Origin of the sequence: Nostoc sp., assembly GCF_036917555.1 — a bacterium.
Taxonomy (GTDB): Bacteria; Cyanobacteriota; Cyanobacteriia; order Cyanobacteriales; family Nostocaceae; genus Nostoc.
The window spans coordinates 160,446-182,736 of record NZ_JBALDD010000077.1 but is presented as its reverse complement, the minus strand read 5'-3'; the positions used below and the strand labels follow the sequence as shown (position 1 = coordinate 182,736).

Here is a 22,291-nt window from a genome sequence, read left to right as displayed (position 1 = left end):
GGCGTGTCATTACTCAAATGTTGCAATTTTCCCACTTTTCCGATCTTTTTGACGAGACGTAAGCGTTTGACAAGACGAAGCGAAGCGTGACAAAATTGAGACGGGATCAGTTGGTTTAACTACACATTACTGTCCCCCCCTTACAGACTTGAACTGACGCAGAGAAAGGTTGGTTGACATCTCACGTTAAAAGAAATCAGCCATCCAAGGAGAACTACCTGCAAATATTTGCGTAGCTGCTGAAATAGCTGTTTCTGTCCCATGCAGTTTTCCGGCTATTTGTAAATGATAGGGAGCGAACAAACTTGTATATAGTGGTGCTAGTTCTCGAACATCTAGCTGTAACTCACCTTTTCCACCTTTTGTAACTTCACCACGTCCGTTGGCGACAGAAAGAATAAATTTACCATTATTTCCAGTTAGCAAATTATCTTGAATTTCTAGGTGCAATTCAGTTTCAATTCCTGATGGATAACCCCGCATCTCCAGTGCTTTGACTACATCCACTACCCGCAGCAGCCAACGCATCGTGTTTTTAAGTTTGGCAGTTTGCTCTGGTAGCAGCAATGTCAAAGAATCGGTTACAGAACTCCTCCATCGCACCTGGTCAATTTGGGAGCGATGACTGGCAAGAAAAGACCAAAATGTTTGTGCAGCCACAACTGTGAGAATTACCCAATCTTTGATTCGCAGGATTGTGCCATCCTCTTTTGAATGTTGACTGAAGAGGATGTAGCCTTCGGGTTGATCTTTTGTACCAATAAAATATGCGTAAAATGTTTCCTTCTCATCTGGTTGAATTAAGCGCTCCCAGATTGCGGGATGTCGGTCTAAATATCCATGCGTTAGTTTTGCCTGCTGCTGATATAGTTGATGAAATACTTGATGATTGATACTCACTATTGGTTGCAAAGGTAGGGGTTGCTCTCGCACTTGGATACTCTTAGTAGAAACTTCCCAATTACACCAGCTACCCCCCTGCTCATACCCGACTTTTCGGTACAAGCTTTGAATAGACGGATAAAGAGCAGAGAGCGGTATACCCCTAGCATAAAGTTCCTTGAGCATCTGCTGCATGAGAGCGATCGCAGCTCCCGAACCGCGATACTCTGGAGCAATACCCACAGCGGCAATTCCTGTCATTGGTACACGCACACCACCCCACCACTGACCCATATCCAGAGTTGCCAATCCACCAACTAATTGCCCAAATCCCCGAATAATACGGAAATTTTCTACGCCAATGAGATTGATATAAGCTTCCTCGCCACCACCTCCGGTGATGAAACACTGCTCAAGGATATATATTAGCTGCTGAATATCCTGTGGATCGGCAAGAGTGCTGTATTCAAATTGAGCCGTCATTTTTCATACCATTAGTAGGACAAAAACACAATCATACTACAGCAGACGTTGCCCCAATGCTTAAGTTGACACCAATGGGCACTGCCGTGCCCCTACGGGTGTACCTCACGCAAACAAAAAGCGCTATATAATAGCTAACTAGCTATCTCCTTGCCTTTGCCAAAACTGCCGTAAAATCTCTCCTGGCTTTCTATCCCAGGTGTCGATATGCTCGTATATCAAATTATCTTGATTGAGTTTATACGTTGAATAGCCATTAAAAAGCAACCCTGCTTTCCAGGGAACGCGCAACACTCCGCGCACCGTCCACTTTGCTAAAATCGTGTCTTCGGCTGATTGATAAACTTCATGCACATCAAAGTAAATTTGAGTAAAAAATAGCCGAGCGTGAAATCGTAAAGTCCAAAATATAATGCGATAGTTAAATTTGTATTTGAATGTATTCACCGGGTCTTTAAAATAGATATTCTGTGTATAAATGTCATAAGAAATATCTTTTTCAAAAAGTGTCGGTAAATCTTCTTTTAAAGTATTAATTACCTTTTCCACTGGCAATTTATATTCCACGTACTTTTTCCCTTAAAAAATCTTTTTTAACAAATTTTCCACTCCTGGCCAAATTGAAGATGTCCTCTTGTGACTCACGCCACTTGCACTCAAATCTAACAGAGTAGGAAATGATGCAGACTTAGCATAAGGCCCATTTCGCAAAATTTTAGCAAGGGTATTGTTTTTCTCGCGCAAACCTTCGTAAAAAAAGAATACCTCTCCTTGAATGCCAAGTTGACGATTGTATTCAATTGTTTGCACCAGATATTCTGGACTAATACAGTAAGAGCCGAGCTTCATCAGTATTCCCGGTACTAACTTGGGCAGTGTCGCATCTGTAAACTGCTGGTTTACCAGTTTATCAGCGATCGCAGCGTAACTCCTAAAGTCACGGCGATAAATCTGCGGCTGAATCATATCGACTATTCCCCGCTTCAGCCATGCAGGCGAGTCTTGCAGATATTCCTGGAATGCCCAATCATGGATATTGGGTGCGATCGCTACTAATAAGTTAGGATTCACCGCTTTCACCTCCTGATAGAGACGCGCCAAAAAATCAGTGAGAATATCTGCACGCCACTGTAACCATTGCCTATCCTTGTGGTTCTGTGGTGGATTGCGATCGAATTCCTGGCGATAGCGGCTGACAGTTCCCCGATCATAGCCACCTTCAGAGGGTAATGCTGGCAAGCGATCGTCTCCTTGAACACCATCAACATCGTAATTCTTCGCAACTTCCAGCACCAAGTTCAACAAAAATTCCTGCACCTGTGCATCGAGGGCATTTAACCACTCAAAGTCGTTTTTCTTCAGTAAGTTGCCGTTACAATCACGCGCAGCCCATTCCGGTTTTTTCTGTAAAAGTACACCACCATTCAAATTGTAGGAACTGGCAAAACCGTATTCAAACCAAGGAATAACTTTCAACCCAACTCGCCGCGCTTCAATCACTACTTCTTCTAAAGGGTCGCGGCCTACAGACATCGGGTCAATTTTGACTCCAAAGGTCTGCTGCATTATTTGGCTAGGATATAAAGTTACTGCCTTATTCCAAACAACGGGAAACACTACATTAAATCCCGTCTCAGCCAGGAAATCCATCGCCTCAGCAATACGTTCCTTTGACCTGAGAACTTTACTATCAGTAGTGGTCAGCCAGATACCACGGGTTTCTGTTATTGCCATTTTTATAAATTGAAATTCTCAGCATTGCGCCATCTAAACATTGACTACCCGACGATACCGCGCCTGTATTATTGTGTAAATCCCATAAGCAACTAAACCTAGTGCCACAATACCTAAAAGCCATGCTCCGTTAGGTTGTTGCGCTAGCGTCTGTAATACTTCATCTAAACCTTCTGCAGTAGCGGCATTCGACTGTTTTGCTGCTTCAATTAAAAACCAACCGATAATGCAAAATACTATACCCCGTGCCGCTAAACCAAATCTGGAAATCCTCATTACCCATTGGGCTTGTGTGTTGCTTAACTCAGTTAAATTGAGTTCTTTACGAAATTTGCCACTAAAAGCTTGATAAAACTGATAGAAACTTAGAGCAATTACAAACGCCCCCACAGTTCCAACTAACCATTGACCAAAGGGTTGAGAAAGCAAACGTGCTGTCCAATCTTCTGTAGAATCACTACTATTTTTACCGCTGCCTGTACCCATGACGATTTGTACAGCACTTAAGGCTAAACTTGCATAAATCAAGCCATTAACTGCGTAACCAATTCGTACTGCTAAACCTTTGGCATCATTACCTTTATTTTCTGGGTCTTTAATTGCCTGTACAAAACGCCAGATTACGTATCCAATTAGGCCAATTGCAACTAAAGCTAGCAAAAATTTCCCAAATGGCTGGTTGACAATTGTTTGGAGAGCGCCTTGGGTATCAGTTGTTCTACCGCCCCTGCCAAAAGCCGCCTGTGCTGCGAGTAGTCCAACTATACCGTAAACTACTCCCTTGGAAACATAGCCAAATCGCCCCAGTCGCTCAACCCACAATGAAGCATGGTTTGTCAACTGTTGTGTCATCGTAGTTGGAGAAAATTATATCTACCTTCTACCAAATTTTACCCACGATTCACATCTACCCCAAGGCAAATTATCTAATATTTTTACCAAAAATCTCTATTGTAATACTGTCTTTTAATAGATGTGAGGCTGCTCGAAATAATATTAAATTTATTAAGTACAGTATTATTATTTAGTATTTTTTAATGCGGAATTTAGATTAATTATGTCTTTAATAGAAAGTTCTTGGAAACACGAATATATAACAACTAACAATGGGGTAAAACTACACTATGTTACCCAAGGTGAAGGCCCTTTAATGTTAATGTTGCATGGGTTTCCTGAGTTTTGGTACTCTTGGCGGCATCAAATACCAGAATTTGCCCAAGATTTTAAAGTAGTTGCCATTGACTTGCGTGGTTACAACGATAGTGATAAACCAAATGAGCAATTAGCTTATGTAATGAAGGAGTTTATCAAAGATGTTGAGGGAGTAATTAAAGGATTAGGATACCAAAAATGTGTATTAGTTGGACATGATTGGGGTGGTGCGATCGCTTGGGCTTATGCTTATGCTTATCCCGAAATGGTAGAGCGATTAATTATTCTTAACATGCCTCATCCTGCCAAATTTGCCCAAGGCTTACGCACTCCCCAACAGTTGCAGCGAAGTTACTATATCTTCCTCTTTCAACTACCCTGGATGCCAGAATTATTCTTACAATCTACAGACTACCAAGCAATTGAAACAATTTTTAAAGGTACAGCAGTTAAGAAGAGTGCTTTCACTAAAGCGGATATTGACGCATATAAAGATGCTGCTGCAAAACGCGGTGCCCTTACAGCAATGTTGAACTACTACCGCAATGTTTTTCAGCAGAGAATGCTAAATCCAAATAGGGGCGTTCTGGAAGTGCCAACACTGATGATATGGGGAGAAAACGACACTGCACTTGGCAAGGAACTAACCTACGATACCGCAGCTTATGTTAGGAATTTCCAAATCAAGTACATTCCTAATTGTGGCCATTGGGTGCAGCAAGAACAGCCGGAATTGGTTAATCAATATATGCGAGAATTTCTGAGGACTTAAGCTAAACCATGAATTGATAAGTATAAATACTTCTCTAACTAGCTATAGCAAGTAGCACCAGTTTTTACTTTTAAAAAGATTTAATAGTGATTTAATACTGGCATTTTTTAAGGAATTTTTGGTAAAAATCGCCAACAGATCGGAATTAATGGCATTTTTGGCATCACTTTTATCTGTGTTTCAGATCACAACTAACTTGTCAGGAGATAGATTGTCACAAGATAGATTGACCTCACGAAGTTTAGTGAGATAATAGAGTTGTGAGGGACAGAACGGACGCAACTTGATTATTAAGGGGGAAAATTATGAAACTCCAGCTATTAGCGGCCATTGCCTTAGCAACTCCCCTATTTTTTGCTAGCTCGGTTAGAGCTGAAAATCCACAGGATTTACAAAAGCTGCTTTCAACTGGGGAATGTGTTAAGTGCGATCTATCAGGAGCTAACCTCAGTGGCGCTCATTTAATTGGTGCTGACTTGAGAGGCTCGAAGCTCCAAGGAGCTAGCCTTGTAGGAGCTAACCTCGAAGGTGCTGACTTAACTGGTGCAAACTTGGCAGGTGCTAACCTAACATCCGCTTATGTAAGTAATGTGAATTTGAAGCAAGTCAATCTCAACGGAGTAAATTTTACTCGTGCTACAATTCACGATTCTAATGTGTATCAAGCATCAATGAACGATCTAAATCTTACTGGTGCGGAAATATTTAACACTGGAATTGGGATTGGTGGAGAAGACGCTGAAATTCCCGATTGGAAATAGGCCGAACTGACTACACAAGTAGAAATCAATACGACATAGTTTTGGCGGGTTTTAAATCAAATAAACTAGTTTTTTGCCAGAATTATCCTTAAAACCTGCCTCTACAAAAATATTAATAAAAATGAAACCCCTCTGCCTTGTAATCACTTTACTATGGTAAAAGCAGAGGGGGTTTCTTATGGGCATTGTGGCCGATATCCATACAAAAAAGTGCAATCAAAATCTGAAAATCTTTGTTATTTCCCATTAGAAGACTTTACTTTGTGAAAGACCCGAAACACGTATATATTCAAGATTATCCCTAGTGTGACCTTTAGTATCCGTGGTGGAACAATACCGACAAGCATTCCTCCGATTATGGCTCCAATCACCGAGCCAATTCCCATAGGCGCTATAGTATTGCCCAAGAGTGTACGAGGTGCATTTGCACCTCGACTAGCATATTTGATAACCCCTACCAGTACAGTTGGTAAACTAACAATAATGACTGGCTGTACCTGCTGTTTTAATATCTGCACCAAAAGCAAAAACAAGTGTTGGGATGATCGCTTCACCCCCTGCAATCCCAAGTAAACTGCTTACCAGTCCAATTGCTAGACTAAATAAAATACCTGCTGGAATACGCCAACTTAAAGCAGGCGGTAAAAGAGCTGGTATTTGTTGAGGTAGAAAACCCTCGACTATTAGGGCAATGCCAATCACTACTAATAACATTAAGATGATGCGCTCAAGCTGTTCGTTTGAGAGAGCCTTCCTGCGATCGCTGCCCCTAAAAAGGCTATGATAACCGCTCCAGTTATCAAAGAGAAAACCACAGAAAGTAATGGAATAACTTGACTAAAAGAAAGTGTACTCCCCCGGATTGTCAAAGAAGCAGCGATCGTAATCAAGCTGACAGCTAGGTTCAAAGGTATGTCCTACCGCACTGAATGGTTAAATTTGCCAGCAAGGACTGGCAGGCGAAACTCTGCATCCCCTAATTGCGGGTTTGTGGTTAAAAGTGCTGGTTACAATGTTGGTTTTTTGATTCTAGCAGCGATGCCTGCGGCGGGCTATGCCTACGCAGTTGTGACTTTAGTGGTTTTTTGGTTCTATGTACCTGAAACAAAAACAGGAGTTAATAGAAAGGCATCACGTCACAAGAATCTAGCAAAATCATGATTGTTTTCAGATACATCATCATTGGGCTGACTTATATAGGTTTGGGTTTAGGATATCTACCTGGTTTGCGGATGAACCGAGCCAGTATTGCTTTAGTTGGTGCATCTTTACTGATGGCATTCGGGGTATTAGACCTCAAAGAAGCATGGCAAGCAATAGACTATAAAACGCTGATTTTTCTGTTTGGCATGATGATAATCAGTACGAACTTAGCTTACGCTGGTTTTTTCCAATTAACCCTTGATACAGTTACACACTTTACTCGCAGCCCCCTGGGTTTGCTAATTGTTTTAACTTTTGGCAGTGGGATTCTCTCCGCTTTTTTTCTGAACGATACCATTGCTCTAATTTTGACTCCTTTAGTTCTTGGTTTAACCCAAACTTTGAACCTCAATCCTATTCCTTACTTACTTGCTTTGGCAGGAGCAACTAATCTAGGTTCAGTAGCTACCTTAAGTGGTAATCCGCAAAATATTCTAATTGGTTCGTTCTCTGGTATCAGCTATCTCGATTTTGCAAAAGCATTGACTCCCATCGCATTAGTAAGTTTGTTGATCCAAATTGCGTTATTGTGGTGGCTTTATCCTGATGTCCGTTCTACTAAGTCTTGTCCGAGTGTAACCCTTGTGCGTTACCGCATATTTCAACCGTTACTTACTAAAAGCCTATTAATAACAGGAGGATTATTAATTGCATTCTTAATTGGAATACCCCCAGCCCAAGCAACGCTCGTAGCTGCCAGTTTACTGTTCATTACTAGGCGAATCAAACCGCAACGAATTTTAAATAAAGTAGATTGGGATTTACTGGTGATGTTTTCTGGACTATTTATTGTTACTGCTGGAGTAGAAAAATTAGGAATATTGAATTTATTTAGCGATTTAGTTTATAATCCTCTGAGCATATTAGGAATTACTGCTCTGCTTTCAAATTTAGTTTCTAATGTTCCAGCAGTATTGTTACTACAACATTTACTTCCTCATCCAGATACAAAAACCTGGTTACTATTAGCAGCAGGATCTACCTTAGCAGGTAATCTAACTTTGTTAGGTTCAGTTGCTAATTTAATTGTTGCTGAGGCTGTTGCAAAACTTGGTTATCAGTTATCATTCTGGGAACATTTACGTTTTGGTCTACCACTAACTATCCTGACTCTCATGCTGACTTATTTTTGGATTTAGTCATTGGTAATTAGTCATTAGTCATTAGTCAACAAGTCTACGGTACGCTGAACGAACATGGGTAGAGGATTCTGAATTCTGAATTCTGACTCCTGAATCCTGTTTTATTTTTCGAGATTCAGGTGGTTACTAAAAAATAAAGGTATTGGTAACTTGTCAAGTTGCCAATACCCTCACGTAGATAAACTAAGTTTTTACAGTAGCGTATAAGTCTAAGTCAGTGCCTGAGCAACTACTGCCGAAAGTGACTCATTCGCTGCTTGCTTCAACAATTCGGCTTTATCGGTTTGTTCCCAAGGCAAGTCTAAATCAGCCCGCCCAAAATGACCGTAAGCCGCGACGTCCTGATAAAAACGTCCGCCTCGTTCACTTGGTAAGTTGCGTAAGTTGAAGGTATGGATAATCCCTGCTGGACGGAGTTCAAAGTGCTTGTTGATTAATTCCAGTAAGGTTTCTTCATCCACTTTGCCAGTGCCAAAGGTATCCACTAAGATACTTGTTGGTCGTGCTACACCGATAGCATAAGATAGCTGAATTTCAACTTTTTCTGCCAACCCAGCGGCGACAATATTTTTCGCGACATAGCGAGCCGCATAAGCAGCAGAACGGTCTACCTTTGTGGGGTCTTTGCCAGAAAAAGCACCGCCACCATGCCGTGAATAACCACCGTAGGTATCAACGATTATTTTCCGTCCTGTCAGACCAGAGTCTCCTTGAGGACCACCAACGACAAATTTGCCAGTGGGGTTGACTAAAAAACGTGTTTCCTGATTAGGCTTAACGTCAATGTCACCAAAAACAGGTTCGACCACTGCTGACCAGAGGTCTTGTTTAATTTTGGCTTGTACCGCCGCCTCATCCGTAATTTCCCCAATACTAGCTGTATGCTGGGTGGAAATTAGAATCGTATCAATACCTACTGGGCGTCCATCTTCGTAGACTACAGTTACTTGGGTTTTACCGTCAGGACGGAGGTATGACAATTCACCTGTTTTGCGGACTGCTGCTAATCGGCGAGCAATACGGTGGGCGAGACTGATGGGTAAAGGCATCAGTTCTGGTGTTTCGTTACTGGCAAAGCCGAACATTATACCTTGATCGCCCGCGCCAATTTTGTCGAATTGTTCATCACTATCTTGTTCGCGGGTTTCTTGGGCGGTATTAACGCCTTGGGCGATATCGGGTGATTGTTCGTCTAAAGCTAGCAGAACACTGGTGCTGTTAGCAGAAAAGCCATTGTCAGCATTGGTATAACCAATTTCGGCAATTTTTTTCCGGGCGAGATTGACGAAATTTACATTAGCTTTGGTGGTTATTTCACCAGTGATTAGCACTAAACCAGTATTAACTACTACTTCAGCGGCGACACGACTGCTAGGATCTTGTGTCAGCAGGGCATCTAGAATGGTATCAGAAATCTGATCGCAGATTTTATCTGGATGACCTTCGGTGACTGACTCAGAGGTAAATAAATATCGACGAGACAAAGGAAATTCCTCCATCGAGAGTTTTTTCGTTGACTAAATGTGAGTATTTAGTTCAACTCCTAATTTCTGAAATCATAACAATATTTATACTTCAGTCGTTAGTATCTTCTTGATATTGATAAAAACCAGTAACTATAAAGTAAATATCCGTAAGTAAGATAAATGTATGCTAATTATTTTTTATTTAAAATGTATTTAATAACACAAAAAAAGGAGCACCCGGAAGCGCCCCCACAAGCTTTGACACAAACACTGCTGCTTTAAACCTGAATCGCTAACTTTGCTTCTGTAGCTGTCAACCGCTCATAAGCAGCACGCATCTTCAAACCTGTAAGCACTTGGAAGAAACCAGTTCCATTATTGGAACCTGGATACTCGCGGTGCTGGAGTAACAAGTGAGTCAATTCACCCTGATATTTTGTGGATGTATTGCTGAGATGGGTTTCGATGTAAATGACTTCTTCCAAGTTGTCAAATTGACCATCCACCTCTAGTACTGAGACATAGCGACCATAGTAAACATCTGAACCGTAGTATAGTTGCATACCAGGATAAGAACAGGTCAGCTTGCGTCCACAAGGAGTCCAATTAATTGTTGACCCTTCATCAAATAGGTAGGTTGGATCAAAGCCTTCCTTACCTTCCCGCTGGAGCATACGTACCCGTAAGACTCTACGTTCGGTGTCGTTTTTGATCAAATTTGTGGGCAATACCTGGAGAACCACATCAGCAAATTCTCTTTGCGGTTCGATAAATTTATCAAAGTCAGGTTTGCGGGAATTGATTTGCGCTAACACATCTTCGTAGCGATGACCGCGTTCAGCCATATCTCGCTGGATTTTCCAGGCAATTTTGACCTCATCGCTAATGTCAAAATAAACACTGAAGTCGATTAGCGATCGCACCCGCTCATCATATAAAGGATGCAGCCCCTCAATAACTATAATGTGATTTGACTCGATCCGCTCTGGCGGATCGAGCAAGCCGGTTTCGTGGTTGTAAATCGGCTTATCAATCGCTTCACCACTTTTGAGCGCTTTAATTTGCTCATACATCAGATCAAAATTGTTTGCCCTGGGGTCTAGTGCCGTTATCCCCGTTTCTTTGCGCTGTTTGCGATCCAGGGAATGATAGTCATCCAAGCAGATAACTGTCATTAAATCTTCACCAAACAAATCTATCAAACGACGCAAAAACGTAGATTTACCACACCCAGAGTCTCCGGCTACTCCAATCAGTACTACGCGTTCTGGCTTTCTTGTCATAAATCTCCTCTAAAATACTAAAGTTGTGTCAATAATTTTTCACACAGCAGATTCTGAAGCCAGGAGTTTACCCCTTTGGTTTATCCTGCGTTCTTGCTACCTAGCACATCTATAAGACACCAAGCGGGTAGGCAACAAAGTAATCAGGAGGCAGCAGGCAGGAGACAGGAGGTAGGAAACAGGAGTAACCCACGTTTAAAAGCGTGAGACTTAAGCTGTAGATACCTCGAATCTCGCGGCACTTTTCGCTCAATACAATTCTTATTTTTAAACTGGGCTTTTGATCCAGAAATAAAAAAAATCATTCATAATTCTTTCCTCCTGCCTTGTCTACGACACGCTGCGCGATCTGCCCTTTGCCTCCTGCCTTCTCTTTTAAGTTGCTACTCGTCGGACTAGCCTGAATGTTGGTGCCGGTAAGTATTTAATCCTAGTGATATATTTGATTTTAACAGAAGGGGGTATCCCATACAAGATTGCTGTCAAGAAGAATTAACATGGTTCATCAATCATTTTTTTGTTAATTTAGTTGTTAATTTAAAAATGGGGATCAGCACCGCCCATCAGCGTTGCACCTTTATCACTTTGCTACTTGTGACTCTATAGAATCAAGACTATAAGGTATAATTTATTATTGCCGCAAATTTTCTAATGTTCCTAAATTGTAATTCCTGCTCGACAAGACTTAATATATTCAAAGCAAAAATCTATCCAACGAATGAGGAAACAACTTGCATTACTCAAATTATTGGCTGTAAATTTATGGATATGCTCAGATAGAAGCGTTGACGTTATGGCAAAGTACTGATACAAGGTTGACAGATTTTTCGCATCAAGTGAAACTAATTACAGTTGCTTGAATTACGATTCTCTATCTTGTTATGTTTGTAGCTGGAGTTGTCCTAGTTATGTAATTATCTATAGACAGGTAATGAAGATAGCTAACAACATTCCAGAAGAGTAGTAGATTTGGAGAAGTAAAACCGATCGTGAAGAAAACCTTCCTCTCTTGGCATTCTCCGATTTAAACCCCTAGAATGAGCAAGCACAAGGACAGATTTTGGAGGTAAACTGAGCGGTAGCTTCCACCGATCAAAGCAGTCCACTGAGAATATCTGCTATTGTGAGTTGCTCCTTGGGTACTAAGGTAAAAAGCTATCTCCCTGATGGGGGTAGTAGTTGACGAAAAAAAGATTAAATTGATTCATTATTAACATTCTCCACAAGACTTATCCTTTACCTTAGAAGGTGAACAGGTGTGTTTTTTGCTATGCCTGCATGTCTTTGGTGAGTGTACTTAGCAAGGCATTAATTTAATGATGCCGTTTTTCCTTCAGGGCCAGTTTTGTGAAACGAAAATCCGGTAAACTAAAGCTGGCAAGGTAGGGGAATAGTTTTTTTTGAAAAACGGTTAAGTAAATTATCGGAGTGGTAGAACGAATGTACAATCAAGGTGCTGTTGAGGGTGCTGCCAACACAGAATTAGGTAGCCGCATTTTCCTTTATGAAGTGGTGGGTTTGCGTCAGAGTGAAGAAACCGATCAAACTAACTACCCAATTCGGAAAAGTGGCAGTGTGTTCATCAGAGTGCCTTACAACCGGATGAATCAAGAAATGCGACGTATCACTCGTCTAGGCGGCACAATTGTTAGCATCCAGTCCGTAACTGCTCTAGAGACAGTTAATGGTAAAGCCTCACTTGGGAATGCTACAAGCGTTGTCAGCGAGTTAGCTACAACTGAGGAAACTGCTAACAGTGAAGGAAATGGTAAAGCCACACCTGTAAATGCTGATAGTGAAACCAAAAGTTTCGCTAAACCACCAGCACAAGAACAGCTCAAGAACAAGGACAAGAAAGGCAACACCATGACTCAAGCGAAAGCCAAAAAAGACCACGGTGACGTTCCTGTTAACACTTACCGTCCCAATGCCCCGTTTATTGGCAAGGTAGTATCTAATGAACCGCTAGTCAAAGAAGGTGGTATTGGTATTGTTCAACACCTTAAATTTGATATTTCCGCTGGGGATTTGAAGTATATAGAAGGTCAAAGTATTGGGATTATTCCACCCGGATTAGACAAGAACGGCAAGCCAGAAAAACTTAGACTCTATTCCATCGCCTCAACTCGTCATGGCGATGATGTGGATGATAAGACAATATCATTATGCGTCCGCCAGTTGGAATACAAGCACCCGGAAACTAGCGAAACAGTCTACGGTGTTTGCTCCACACACCTGTGTTTCCTAGAACCAGGGGCAGATGTAAAAATTACAGGGCCTGTGGGTAAGGAAATGTTGTTACCCGATGACCCTGATGCTAATGTGATCATGATGGCAACCGGAACAGGTATTGCCCCTATGAGAGCTTATCTGTGGCGTCAGTTTAAAGACGCGGAAAAAGCAGCTAACCCAGAATACGAATTTAAAGGATTCTCTTGGCTAATATTTGGTGTGCCGACAACTCCAAACCTCTTATATAAGGAAGAACTGGAAGAAATTGAACAAAAATATCCTGATAACTTCCGCCTCACTCCTGCCATCAGCCGGGAACAAAAAAATCCTCAAGGCGGTAGAATGTACATCCAAGACCGCGTAGCAGAACATGCTGATGAATTGTGGCAGTTGATTAAAAATGAAAAAACCCACACATACATCTGTGGTTTGCGAGGTATGGAAGAAGGTATTGATGCAGCCTTAACTACTGCTGCTGCTAAGGAAGGTGTAACCTGGAGTGATTACCAGAAGCAACTTAAGAAAGCTCATCGCTGGCACGTAGAAACTTACTAATTTAGTCATTAGTCATTGGTCATTAGTTTTAGACAAAGGACGAAGGACGTAGACGCCCGGAAGGCGGCTACTCTACGAGAACGCCAAAGGCGAACTCGAAGGGTAGGACAAATGACAAAGGAAGCAGGATAATCAGTAGGTAGGGCAAACGCTCTACCTACAATTATTTATTGGTGAAATTGGGTGCAAAATGGGTGTGAAACTAGGAATACTGGGATTAGGCACCGTGGGAACGGGAACAGTGCAGTTGTTGCAAGATAGCGCTGGGCGTCACCCATTGTTGCAAGAGATAGAAATTTATCGGGTGGGAGTCCGATCGCTAGATAAACCTCGTGCAGTAGAATTGTCTACGAAAGTCTTAACCACAGATTTAGAATCTATTGTCAACGATCCGGCGGTAGATATAGTTGTTGAGGTCATGGGTGGACTGGAGCCGGCGCGATCGCTCATTCTCAAAGCTTTAAGTAATGGTAAGCATGTTGTCACAGCCAATAAAGCAGCGATCGCCCGCTTCGGAGCAGAAATTTTCACCACTGCCAATCAAGCTGGCGTATACGTGATGTTAGAAGCCGCTGTGGGTGGTGGTATTCCAGTGATTCAACCTTTAAAGCAATCTTTAAGTGTTAACCGAATTCACACTGTAACAGGCATCATTAACGGTACAACAAACTACATCCTGACACGGATGCAAACAGAAGGCAGCAACTTCAATGATGTTTTAGCTGATGCCCAGCGATTAGGTTATGCTGAGGCTGACCCCACTGCTGATATCGATGGCTTAGACGCAGCAGATAAAATTGCCATCCTCGCATCATTAGGCTTTGGTGGACGCATCAACCTACAAGATGTTTATACTGAGGGGATTCGGCAAGTGAGCAAAACAGATATTGCCTACGCCGAAAAATTGGGATTTGTGATTAAATTGTTAGCGATCGCTAAACGTGATACTCTTTCATCTCCCCTTTCCGTCAGAGTTCATCCTACTTTAGTACCGCAAGCCCACCCTTTGGCTAGCATCAACGGCGTTTACAATGCGATTCTTGTCGAAGGAGAACCTATCGGGCAAGTAATGTTTTTTGGCCCAGGAGCTGGTGCTGGTGCAACCGCCAGTGCTGTCACCTCAGATATTTTGAATTTAGTTGCTGTCCTCAAAACTAATACAGCAGTTACAAATCCATTATTAACTTGTGGGCATCAGGAATACTGCCAAATTGCACCGATGGCAGAACTCATAACTCGGTTTTATGCCCGTTTCCTTACGAATGACCAACCCGGAGTTATCGGTAAATTGGGTACTTGCTTTGGCAATTATGGCGTTAGCTTAGAGTCAATTGTCCAAACAGGCTTTCAAGAGGAACTAGCAGAGATTGTAGTTGTTACCCATGATGTGCTAGAAGGCAACTTTCGGCAAGCTTTGGCAGAAATTCGGAATTTCTCAGCGATCGAAAGCATTCCCAGCTTACTGCGTGTACTTTGAGATTAGTTGGGAGTGAATACTGTTTGGTTAAGGTAGAGACACGATCAATCGCCGTCTCTACAATAATCAGTCTTTCGTCTTGACGGCGATTTCTCGCATCTTTGGCGATCGATAATTTTCATCAAAAAACCCTAACCGAAACGTATTGAGTCGGGAGTGAGGCTCGTCAAGTCGCTCTTGCTCCAATTTCTAATTACTCCCAAGGATTACAATCTCCATCTTATACAGACCAAGCTGTGAGTAAAACTTGGTTAACTATACAAGCTAAACTAAAAAATAAACTTACACCCCAGCGCGAGGCTATACCTATAACCTCTGCAACCAACTCATTAACTGCCCTCACTCCCTTTCCCGACCATACGCAGCTACCAGAGTCTGATAGTAATTTTGTGTTCGCGATCGCCCGATGGGAAAAGTTTCGCTTTAATCTTCCACCGTCTCGCCAGCAGTTGGAAGCATTGGCTGTTGTAGTAGGGGTTGATGTCGATAGGTGAGTGCAGATCAAGCACCTGCTGGGGTGGGAATGAAAATGGAGCCTATTCGGTTATGTGCTGCTTGTTATACCGAGTCACCATGTCACAAAATTGAATGGCAGTTGAAGGTGACATTGGGATGCGTAGGCAAAGCCCGTCGCAGACATCGCCAGAAATTACACTTGGGAGCAAAGTGTCCTAACCGTGGGTAAGGTTGAAAGATAGGTTATGTCTGTAGTGTTTTTGCCCGTCAAGGAAATGAGAAAGTTGCGTTGTCATCGGATTGAGTGGCAGTTTAAGAATACTCAGGGGTATCAGCGTCATCAGTTGGAGTTATTGTCGGAATGTCTAAACTGTAAAGTAAGTTTTAAGGTTCTGGCTTTGTGGATTAATGAGTAGTGTCAGCAATATTTTATACTTTATGCGGATATGGGGGAAGTGGTAGAAAAAAGTATTTGATTCAATATAGTAGCAACTGACAGTCAAATATATTAACATAGCATACAACATTTTCATGTAAGTTTGAGTAAAAAAGCGTAGACTTAAGTTGAAACATATTTGTGGAGTCAAATTTTCAAGCAAGCTGTTAAATTTTTCATAATCTACTGATTACCAATTATTCCAATAGTCTTTAGTTAAATTAATTTTATGCAGCAAGAACAACAAGAAAAGCTTTTAATTCTTAATACAGTTTTTACCCCCTCAGCACCTATTACTACTAAAGATTTATTTTTCGGTAGAATATTTTATGTGAATAAAGTTATAGATGCTATTATTGAAAAAGGTCAACACGCTGTACTTTATGGAGAGCGCGGAGTCGGGAAAACTTCTTTGGCTAATATTATCAATCAAATATTAGACAGCAACAGTATTAATATTTCTAAAGTTACTTGTAATAGAACTGAAGATTTTGGAGAAATATGGATAAAAGCTCTTAAAAGAATTTTTATAAATCTCAAAAGTCGTGAAGGAATAGGATTTATAAAACAAGAATCACACGAAAGTTTTTCGATAGATAAATTTCTCCCAACAGGAAAAGAAGTAAAGCCAGGGGATGTAATAAATTTACTGGAACAACTACAATTTAATACTCTTTTTATATTTGACGAATTTGATAACGTTGGCGACTCTAAAATTCAAGCAAAATTTGCAGATACTATTAAAGCTTTATCTGATAGTGTTCCCCAAGTCACTATACTGGTAGTTGGAATAGCAGATAGTGTAAATGACCTTATTGGAAATCATCCTTCTCTTGAACGTTGTCTTAAACAGATTAAGCTGCCAGTAATGCCTGATGAAGAACTTCAAAAAATAATTGATAATGGGCTTGAAAAGCTAGGCATGAGTGTTGAATCTGATGTCAGATGAAGTATAGTGTAGTTTTCTCAAGGTTTTCCACATTATACTCACTTATTAGCGAAATATGCGGCAAAAACAGCTATAGAAACTGGCTCTTTGTACATTAAACAACAGCATTTTGATATTGCAATAGATGAAGCAATAGAAAATGCACAAGAGAGCATCAGAGAGGTTTACCATAGAGCTGTAATGACTACAAAGAAAGAAACTAAATTTAGAGACGTTGTATCAGCTTGTGCTTTAGTTAAAGCAGATGAATATGGAACTTTTAGGGCTACTGATTTACAAGAACCTTTAGAACAAATTACTGGAGAAAGGATTAATCCAAATTCGTATTTTTATCACTTAGACCAGCTATGTAAAGATGAAAAGGGTGGAATAATTCAAAGAATTGGTCAACCTAAAAAATACCGTTATCGCTTCCGTAGCCCGCTCATAAAAGCATTTGTCCGTCTAAAGATTTACCAATCAAGACAATTATCTTGTACACAGCTTTAATGGTGTAAATCGCCTTTATTTCCCTCTAGTTTCCACCACTAACTCGCATACCCTTGCAATCGCTTCTCTTTTTCTTCCCAATCAGGAAGATAAGCATACATGAAGCACTTAAACACCTTAGCGTGGTTAGGAACGAGGAGATGTACGAGTTCGTGAACAATGACGAACTCACCCAATTCTTTTGGTAAGTCTAGCAGTTCAGTATTCAGGGTTAAGCGTCCTGTGGTGGAGATAGAAGCCCATTTGCGCTTCATCGGACGCAGTTGAATTTGTTTGACTTGGACTTTAATACGATCGCTCCATTCTCCCACAGCGTCCTTAAGTGCTTGCACGTCTTTCCATTTTCGATTGTCGCAGCTAGCAATCATGATTCGACTCGTTCGAGTTTCAGCAGGTTGTTGGTGACTTCGATGGTTTGCTCAACTGAGCTTGTAATAGGATAAATATTAGCGTAAAGTTCGGTTCTTAAATCAATTTCCTGACGCGCATCCCACCAATAATCAGGGAAGTTGCTATAGATGGTGTTGATAATTTCGGCTTGGTTGATATCCAGGCCACCTGCTTGCTTGATGACAGTGTAAATCGCAAAGGTGTTTTCATCAACTTTGAGCCGTTGTCGTAAGACTTCTGCTTCTACGCATTCATTGGCAATTTCATCTAGTTTAGCTAAAGCTTCTTGCGCTTCTATTTGGCGGTTTTCAAAGCTGGCGCGGACAATTTCGGCACGTTCGCCAATGGAAATCAAAAAAGGCGATCGCTGACTTTGCTCGTTTACTGTTTTCAACAATGCCTTACTCAAGTTTAGAACTTTTACTGTATCTGTGGTGCTATTTTGGCGAAATTGTTCTAATTGTTGGGCATTGAGTTCGTGGATAGTTCCGGGCATTTCCAACTCGCCGATTGTAACGTTGCGGCGTACCAGTTCTTTGGTTTTGGCGGTGAGTTCAATATCAATGTAGGGACTAGTATTGTAAGCAGCGCGGATTGTTCCGTAAAGCCTGACGACGTTTTGATAATTTTCCATGAAGGGACGCAGGTCAGGGTCAGGAGAGAGGATTTCGTAAATTGATTGGAGTTGGCGGACAAATTTAAAGAATTTCTCGCGCAAATCTTTGTCTGCAAAATAAGCCGCAGCGCGTTCTTTTGCTTTGTCGTCCCATCCTTTCGCTAGCGGTAAATACTCAGGTGCAGTATTTTCCATCATCGTTTGCAGGAGGTTTTTGATCACATCTACATTTTGGATGATGTCGTTAACTTCTCCCGACTCAAAGGCCAGGGCTTGCTCTAGTTTGTTGCCAAAGATACCGATAAAATCTAGAACAAAGCCGTAAGGCTTAACTAAACCTTCTGCGTCTTCATAAGGGCGATTCACACGGGCGATTCCCTGCAAGAGAACGTGGTCGCGCATCGGTTTGTCGAGATACATACAGTAAAGTATCGGCGCATCAAACCCCGTCAATAGTTTCTCGGTGACGATGAGAATTTTCGGCAATGCTTTGCGGTAGTCTTCATAAAGTTGGCGAATTTTGGTGACAGCATCAGCATCGCCACTGCAAAGAATTTCTAAAGTTTGGGCATCTTCAGCAGAACAATAACCTGTGAAAGTTAGGGTTTTGTTGTCGTAACTAAAATCTTTCGGGCGAGATTCGATAAAGTCGATTACTGCATTTGGTAAGGATATTTCGGCAGAAACGACGGATTTTTTAATAAAGGCTTTGCGGACTTCTTTCTCTTCGGCATCAGTTAGGTTGTACTCTCGCAGTCCTGCGGCTGTAGTCCGGGAATAGACGACGGTTGAGTATTCGCTAGGGAGATATTTATCTAAAGCTTGTTTGTAAAGTCTACAAGCTTCCCGGTCTACACCAACCATAAAAGCTTTAAAGCCCATTGGTTCAACGTAGTCCCGGAAGTGGGCGGCGACAAATTTCGCTACTTTATCTACTCTATCGCTGCTTTTGAGAAACTCTTTTAATTTAACAGCGCGATCGAGAATGCCATCAAGTTCCTCTATGTCGTTAATGCCTTCTGCGGCTTGGAGTTGGAGAAATTCTTTTTCTAAAATTTCTTGGGGAACGCGAAACTCTGATTTCGCCAGGGCATAATTTAGCTTCAGGGTTGTGCCATCTCGTACCGAGTCGGCGGTTGAATACGAATCTAAGCTGTATTTCGGGTCAGTAAGTTCGCCGAAGGTTTGGAAAGTGTTTTGTCCTTTAGCTGCTTTACTGACAGGTGTACCTGTGAAACCGATAAATGTGGCGTTGGGGAGGGCAGCCATCAAATATATGCCGAAATTACCGCCTGTGCTGCGGTGTGCTTCATCGACTAAGACGGTAATTGTAGAACGCTTATTTTCTACTTTCATCTTGTCGAATTTGTGAATCATGGCGACGATTAAGCCGCGATAATCATCTTGGATGAGTTTTTCTAAGTCTGCTTTACTGGTTGCAACTTCATAACTTTTGATGCCATAAGCTTTGAGGTTTTTGTCTAGTTGGTTTTCTAGTTCGTTGCGGTCAACAATCATGATTACAGTATTATCACCGCTAATATTGCGGAGTTGGGCGGCAACTGTAATCATCGTCAGGGTTTTACCACTGCCTTGGGTATGCCAAACTAGTCCGCGTTTTTTATTCGGGTCTTGGATGCGTTGCAAGACTTTTTTGACTGCACGGGTTTGGTGTTGGCGTAAAATTACTTTAGTTAAACCGTCATCGCGTTCGAGAAAAACAATGTAATATCTGAGAATTTCTAAAAAGCGTTGATGGTCGAAGAAGGTTTTGATTTTCTCTTCGTAGTCGCCTTCTTGGATAATCGAACCTAACCCCCCAGCCCCCTTCCCTACAAGGGAAGGGGGAGTAATCTTGTTCCCCTCCCCTGCAAGGGGAGGGGCTAGGGGAGAGGTCAGTTTCCATTCAAATAAGTTTTTGCGGTTGGTATTCCAAGTTAAGCCATACCAGAAATTCCACAATTCTGTGACTTCAAAAACTTGGGGAAAGGCTAGCAATTCGGGGGTTTGGTTGTGGTAGCGGCGAATTTGGTCAATGCCTAGTGCTAAACCATCAGTTTTCTTTTCTCCTTTGGTTTCAGCAATGGCAACGGCAATACCGTTAATCAGAAAAATAATATCGGCGCGGTTGGGAAATTTTACGCCTTTTTGCGACCATTCATCTGTGACTTGGAAGATGTTATTTTCCGGGTTGTTAAAGTCGATGAGGGTAATGTTTCTGTCGCGGTTTTCTTGGGCGACAAAAATAGATTGTTTGCCTTGCAACCAGTTTAATGCTTCGCGGTTGCCTTCGATGGTGTTGTCAATGTTTCGCAGGCGGCGAAGAATTTCATCTATATTGTTAGACGTGACAACGCCAGGATTTAGTTTAATTAGTTGACTGCGAAGAACATCGGCAAAGTAGCGTTCTTTGAGTTTTTCCTCTCCCTTCCCTTCCCGCCGTTGTAATGCCTCTTTTGAAGTTAGGTATTCCCAGCCAATTTGATAGGCATATTTCAGCATCGGTCTTTGCACGGCGGAAGCTTCGCTCATACGTAAGTCTCAGTTAAGGGTTGGGTAGAAATTTTACCTGTCATCAGTTGTTCTAGCATGGCGTGGAAGAGTTCGTCAGTAAGGGCGATTTCTTTTTCTAGGGCTTGAATTTTGCGATCGCACGCTTTTAGAATCGTAGCAATTTCTTGCTGTTCTTCCTTTTTTGACAAAGGTATTTGAAGAATTTTTAGAGAAGATGTAGGCAATCGTTTAGTCCCATGTGCTGAAGTTCCAACAAATCGCAAAAGATAGTCTTTGAGATATTGAATTGCACACAGTAAGTATTCAGCCTCAACTTGAGAAGATGGAACAAGTGCCTTAATATCTTGATTAAAAGCCATAGATACTTCTGTGATTGCTACTGGAATATTTTTTGCAAGATACATACCACGAACAGCGACTAAAAGCGTTTTTTCAGAAACCAGACGCGAACCATTCTCTAAGCCTTCTTTTGAAATATGGTCGATAGTGTTTGATAGTCTCGGTTGTTTTAAATCTTTAGTACTTACCCAAGGAATATTACCTTGCCACCATTCTGGATGATTTTTTGCAGGAGTTCCTCCGCTAAGAAACTCAACGAGTGAATCGAGTCTAACTAATTCCCAACTCTGCGGAATCTCCCCTATATCCGTCTGCTTGCGGGGTTCGTTGCCAGTGCCATGAGTAAAGAGATACTGCATCAGTGCTGCTTTGCGTTCCCGTTCCAGTTCTAACTCTCGCTGACGAGTTTCTTTGGCTTTCTGCATGGTTCGCAGAGTGTGGGCGATCGTTTTTTGTTCAGGAAGGGGGGGAAAAGGAACAATAGACTCTATCAACCTTGTTGATTGATAGTAGTCATTGTAGTAGTTTTTGACCTAGCAATCAGGTCATTTCTAGCTGATTCAGATAGAAAATAAAATGCTAAATAAAGAGAATGTGCAATTTCTTTAATTGGTGATATTTTAATTATATGGCAGTCAAATATTGCAGGTTCAATTAGTTCTTCTATAACACAGCATTGTCCAATACCTTCACGTTTCAACGAAGAACGAACAAATAACAAATCGCCTTCTTCAATACTATATCTTTTAACCTCATCAAATGAGGCTTGCAGTCGTTCTACCTGTCGCAGGTTAACAACTACACTTTTATAGGTATCCCGAACATTAACGAAAAGTGTACCTTCACCCCATTCAGGCTTCTTGATAAAAGCTCCATTCTGAGGTTTTTTTTGGCAAATATGCCCTAAGTTAACAAGTTTCCAATGAGGCGGTAGTTGTATCTCACCCATCCTTACCCCTC

Annotated in this window: 22 protein-coding genes and 1 pseudogene; 10 read left to right on the top strand and 13 right to left on the bottom strand. The window is 41.6% G+C overall.

From position 1 onward, the window contains the following. Nucleotides 1-186 precede the first annotated feature (186 nt). The 4 genes from V7K60_RS30270 to V7K60_RS30255 form a co-directional block, all read right to left on the bottom strand. The gene (locus tag V7K60_RS30270; RefSeq protein ID WP_334931209.1) at nucleotides 187-1,365 is read right to left on the bottom strand and encodes a GNAT family N-acetyltransferase; all 1,179 of its coding nucleotides are present in this window, start codon (nucleotides 1,363-1,365) and stop codon (nucleotides 187-189) included. Between the two features lie 138 nt (nucleotides 1,366-1,503). Then, nucleotides 1,504-1,932 (bottom strand): DUF2358 domain-containing protein, encoded by a 429-nt coding sequence (locus tag V7K60_RS30265; RefSeq protein WP_334931207.1) that lies wholly within the window; start codon nucleotides 1,930-1,932, stop codon nucleotides 1,504-1,506. Between the two features lie 12 nt (nucleotides 1,933-1,944). Beyond that, on the bottom strand, nucleotides 1,945-3,099 hold the full coding sequence (locus V7K60_RS30260) for a glycoside hydrolase family 10 protein (protein WP_334931205.1): 1,155 nt from the start codon (nucleotides 3,097-3,099) through the stop codon (nucleotides 1,945-1,947). A gap of 33 nt (nucleotides 3,100-3,132) precedes the next feature. Beyond that, nucleotides 3,133-3,951 (bottom strand): DUF1206 domain-containing protein, encoded by an 819-nt coding sequence (locus V7K60_RS30255; RefSeq protein WP_334931203.1) that lies wholly within the window; start codon nucleotides 3,949-3,951, stop codon nucleotides 3,133-3,135. Between the two features lie 205 nt (nucleotides 3,952-4,156). Between V7K60_RS30255 and V7K60_RS30250 the strand changes: the two genes are divergently transcribed. Next, entirely contained in the window at nucleotides 4,157-5,023 is an 867-nt protein-coding gene (locus V7K60_RS30250) for an alpha/beta fold hydrolase (RefSeq protein ID WP_334931201.1), read from the top strand. Nucleotides 5,024-5,328: 305 nt separating this feature from the next. Next, nucleotides 5,329-5,784: a pentapeptide repeat-containing protein gene (locus tag V7K60_RS30245; protein ID WP_334931199.1), complete on the top strand. Its 456-nt coding sequence runs from the start codon at nucleotides 5,329-5,331 to the stop codon at nucleotides 5,782-5,784. A gap of 236 nt (nucleotides 5,785-6,020) precedes the next feature. Here V7K60_RS30245 and V7K60_RS35475 read toward each other — a convergent pair whose 3' ends face one another. The 3 genes from V7K60_RS35475 to V7K60_RS30235 are packed head-to-tail and all read right to left on the bottom strand — an operon-like array spanning nucleotide 6,021 to nucleotide 6,692. Next, complete coding sequence (locus tag V7K60_RS35475) at nucleotides 6,021-6,302, bottom strand: TSUP family transporter (RefSeq protein WP_442944489.1); 282 nt, start codon at nucleotides 6,300-6,302, stop codon at nucleotides 6,021-6,023. Then, complete coding sequence (locus V7K60_RS30240; RefSeq protein WP_334931197.1) at nucleotides 6,259-6,498, bottom strand: hypothetical protein; 240 nt, start codon at nucleotides 6,496-6,498, stop codon at nucleotides 6,259-6,261. The genes V7K60_RS35475 and V7K60_RS30240 overlap by 44 nt, the downstream gene beginning before the upstream one ends. Then, complete coding sequence (locus V7K60_RS30235; RefSeq protein ID WP_334931194.1) at nucleotides 6,498-6,692, bottom strand: hypothetical protein; 195 nt, start codon at nucleotides 6,690-6,692, stop codon at nucleotides 6,498-6,500. Before V7K60_RS30235 ends, V7K60_RS30240 begins: the two co-directional genes overlap by 1 nt. Nucleotides 6,693-6,696: 4 nt before the next feature. On the opposite strand from V7K60_RS30235, the gene V7K60_RS30230 reads away from it, so the two are divergent. Together V7K60_RS30230 and V7K60_RS30225 are read left to right on the top strand one after the other, a co-directional pair. Then, a complete protein-coding gene (locus V7K60_RS30230; protein ID WP_334931192.1) occupies nucleotides 6,697-6,945 on the top strand; it encodes a hypothetical protein in 249 nt (82 codons plus the stop codon). Then, nucleotides 6,942-8,126 carry an anion transporter gene (locus V7K60_RS30225; protein ID WP_334931190.1) on the top strand — a complete coding sequence of 395 codons (1,185 nt, stop codon included), beginning with the start codon at nucleotides 6,942-6,944 and terminating at the stop codon, nucleotides 8,124-8,126. The genes V7K60_RS30230 and V7K60_RS30225 overlap by 4 nt, the downstream gene beginning before the upstream one ends. Nucleotides 8,127-8,338: 212 nt before the next feature. Here V7K60_RS30225 and metK read toward each other — a convergent pair whose 3' ends face one another. Together metK and V7K60_RS30215 are read right to left on the bottom strand one after the other, a co-directional pair. Then, nucleotides 8,339-9,613, bottom strand: coding sequence for a methionine adenosyltransferase (gene metK, locus V7K60_RS30220; protein WP_334931188.1), 1,275 nt, complete (start codon nucleotides 9,611-9,613; stop codon nucleotides 8,339-8,341). Between the two features lie 260 nt (nucleotides 9,614-9,873). Further along, the gene (locus V7K60_RS30215) at nucleotides 9,874-10,878 is read right to left on the bottom strand and encodes a phosphoribulokinase (protein WP_334931186.1); all 1,005 of its coding nucleotides are present in this window, start codon (nucleotides 10,876-10,878) and stop codon (nucleotides 9,874-9,876) included. Nucleotides 10,879-12,318: 1,440 nt separating this feature from the next. On the opposite strand from V7K60_RS30215, the gene petH reads away from it, so the two are divergent. From petH to V7K60_RS30185, 6 genes and pseudogenes are all read left to right on the top strand, one after another. Then, nucleotides 12,319-13,665, top strand: coding sequence for a ferredoxin--NADP reductase (gene petH, locus V7K60_RS30210; RefSeq protein WP_334931374.1), 1,347 nt, complete (start codon nucleotides 12,319-12,321; stop codon nucleotides 13,663-13,665). Nucleotides 13,666-13,855: 190 nt separating this feature from the next. Then, nucleotides 13,856-15,142 carry a homoserine dehydrogenase gene (locus tag V7K60_RS30205; RefSeq protein WP_334931184.1) on the top strand — a complete coding sequence of 429 codons (1,287 nt, stop codon included), beginning with the start codon at nucleotides 13,856-13,858 and terminating at the stop codon, nucleotides 15,140-15,142. Between the two features lie 308 nt (nucleotides 15,143-15,450). Further along, nucleotides 15,451-15,534 (top strand): annotated as a pseudogene (locus V7K60_RS30200) (Uma2 family endonuclease); the annotation flags it as partial. Nucleotides 15,535-15,632: 98 nt separating this feature from the next. Beyond that, complete coding sequence (locus tag V7K60_RS30195) at nucleotides 15,633-15,827, top strand: hypothetical protein (protein WP_334931182.1); 195 nt, start codon at nucleotides 15,633-15,635, stop codon at nucleotides 15,825-15,827. Between the two features lie 436 nt (nucleotides 15,828-16,263). After that, the gene (locus V7K60_RS30190; protein WP_334931180.1) at nucleotides 16,264-16,983 is read left to right on the top strand and encodes an nSTAND1 domain-containing NTPase; all 720 of its coding nucleotides are present in this window, start codon (nucleotides 16,264-16,266) and stop codon (nucleotides 16,981-16,983) included. Nucleotides 16,984-17,070: 87 nt separating this feature from the next. Next, nucleotides 17,071-17,472, top strand: a complete 402-nt coding sequence (locus V7K60_RS30185; protein WP_334931178.1) for a hypothetical protein — start codon at nucleotides 17,071-17,073, stop codon at nucleotides 17,470-17,472. Nucleotides 17,473-17,510: 38 nt separating this feature from the next. Here the strand turns inward: V7K60_RS30185 and V7K60_RS30180 are convergent, their stop codons facing one another. The 4 genes from V7K60_RS30180 to V7K60_RS30165 are packed head-to-tail and all read right to left on the bottom strand — an operon-like array spanning nucleotide 17,511 to nucleotide 22,280. Continuing rightward, nucleotides 17,511-17,840, bottom strand: a complete 330-nt coding sequence (locus V7K60_RS30180) for a M48 metallopeptidase family protein (protein WP_334931176.1) — start codon at nucleotides 17,838-17,840, stop codon at nucleotides 17,511-17,513. Then, nucleotides 17,837-21,010: a type I restriction endonuclease subunit R gene (locus V7K60_RS30175; protein WP_334931174.1), complete on the bottom strand. Its 3,174-nt coding sequence runs from the start codon at nucleotides 21,008-21,010 to the stop codon at nucleotides 17,837-17,839. The genes V7K60_RS30180 and V7K60_RS30175 overlap by 4 nt, the downstream gene beginning before the upstream one ends. Continuing rightward, nucleotides 21,007-21,825: a restriction endonuclease subunit S gene (locus tag V7K60_RS30170; RefSeq protein ID WP_334931172.1), complete on the bottom strand. Its 819-nt coding sequence runs from the start codon at nucleotides 21,823-21,825 to the stop codon at nucleotides 21,007-21,009. The genes V7K60_RS30175 and V7K60_RS30170 overlap by 4 nt, the downstream gene beginning before the upstream one ends. After that, nucleotides 21,822-22,280 (bottom strand): restriction endonuclease subunit S, encoded by a 459-nt coding sequence (locus tag V7K60_RS30165; protein ID WP_334931170.1) that lies wholly within the window; start codon nucleotides 22,278-22,280, stop codon nucleotides 21,822-21,824. The genes V7K60_RS30170 and V7K60_RS30165 overlap by 4 nt, the downstream gene beginning before the upstream one ends. Between the last annotated feature and the right edge of the window lie 11 nt (nucleotides 22,281-22,291).

What these genes read in the sequence shown, in the direction of transcription:
- V7K60_RS30270 (WP_334931209.1), bottom strand. Translation starts at nt 1,365, where the DNA reads ATGACGGCTCAATTTGAATACAGCACTCTTGCCGATCCACAGGATATT.
- V7K60_RS30260 (WP_334931205.1), bottom strand. Translation starts at nt 3,099, where the DNA reads ATGGCAATAACAGAAACCCGTGGTATCTGGCTGACCACTACTGATAGT.
- V7K60_RS30255 (WP_334931203.1), bottom strand. Translation starts at nt 3,951, where the DNA reads ATGACACAACAGTTGACAAACCATGCTTCATTGTGGGTTGAGCGACTG.
- V7K60_RS30250 (WP_334931201.1), top strand. Translation starts at nt 4,157, where the DNA reads ATGTCTTTAATAGAAAGTTCTTGGAAACACGAATATATAACAACTAAC.
- V7K60_RS30245 (WP_334931199.1), top strand. Translation starts at nt 5,329, where the DNA reads ATGAAACTCCAGCTATTAGCGGCCATTGCCTTAGCAACTCCCCTATTT.
- V7K60_RS30240 (WP_334931197.1), bottom strand. Translation starts at nt 6,498, where the DNA reads ATGTTATTAGTAGTGATTGGCATTGCCCTAATAGTCGAGGGTTTTCTA.
- V7K60_RS30230 (WP_334931192.1), top strand. Translation starts at nt 6,697, where the DNA reads ATGTCCTACCGCACTGAATGGTTAAATTTGCCAGCAAGGACTGGCAGG.
- V7K60_RS30225 (WP_334931190.1), top strand. Translation starts at nt 6,942, where the DNA reads ATGATTGTTTTCAGATACATCATCATTGGGCTGACTTATATAGGTTTG.
- V7K60_RS30215 (WP_334931186.1), bottom strand. Translation starts at nt 10,878, where the DNA reads ATGACAAGAAAGCCAGAACGCGTAGTACTGATTGGAGTAGCCGGAGAC.
- petH (WP_334931374.1), top strand. Translation starts at nt 12,319, where the DNA reads ATGTACAATCAAGGTGCTGTTGAGGGTGCTGCCAACACAGAATTAGGT.
- V7K60_RS30205 (WP_334931184.1), top strand. Translation starts at nt 13,856, where the DNA reads ATGGGTGTGAAACTAGGAATACTGGGATTAGGCACCGTGGGAACGGGA.
- V7K60_RS30190 (WP_334931180.1), top strand. Translation starts at nt 16,264, where the DNA reads ATGCAGCAAGAACAACAAGAAAAGCTTTTAATTCTTAATACAGTTTTT.
- V7K60_RS30180 (WP_334931176.1), bottom strand. Translation starts at nt 17,840, where the DNA reads ATGATTGCTAGCTGCGACAATCGAAAATGGAAAGACGTGCAAGCACTT.
- V7K60_RS30175 (WP_334931174.1), bottom strand. Translation starts at nt 21,010, where the DNA reads ATGAGCGAAGCTTCCGCCGTGCAAAGACCGATGCTGAAATATGCCTAT.
- V7K60_RS30165 (WP_334931170.1), bottom strand. Translation starts at nt 22,280, where the DNA reads ATGGGTGAGATACAACTACCGCCTCATTGGAAACTTGTTAACTTAGGG.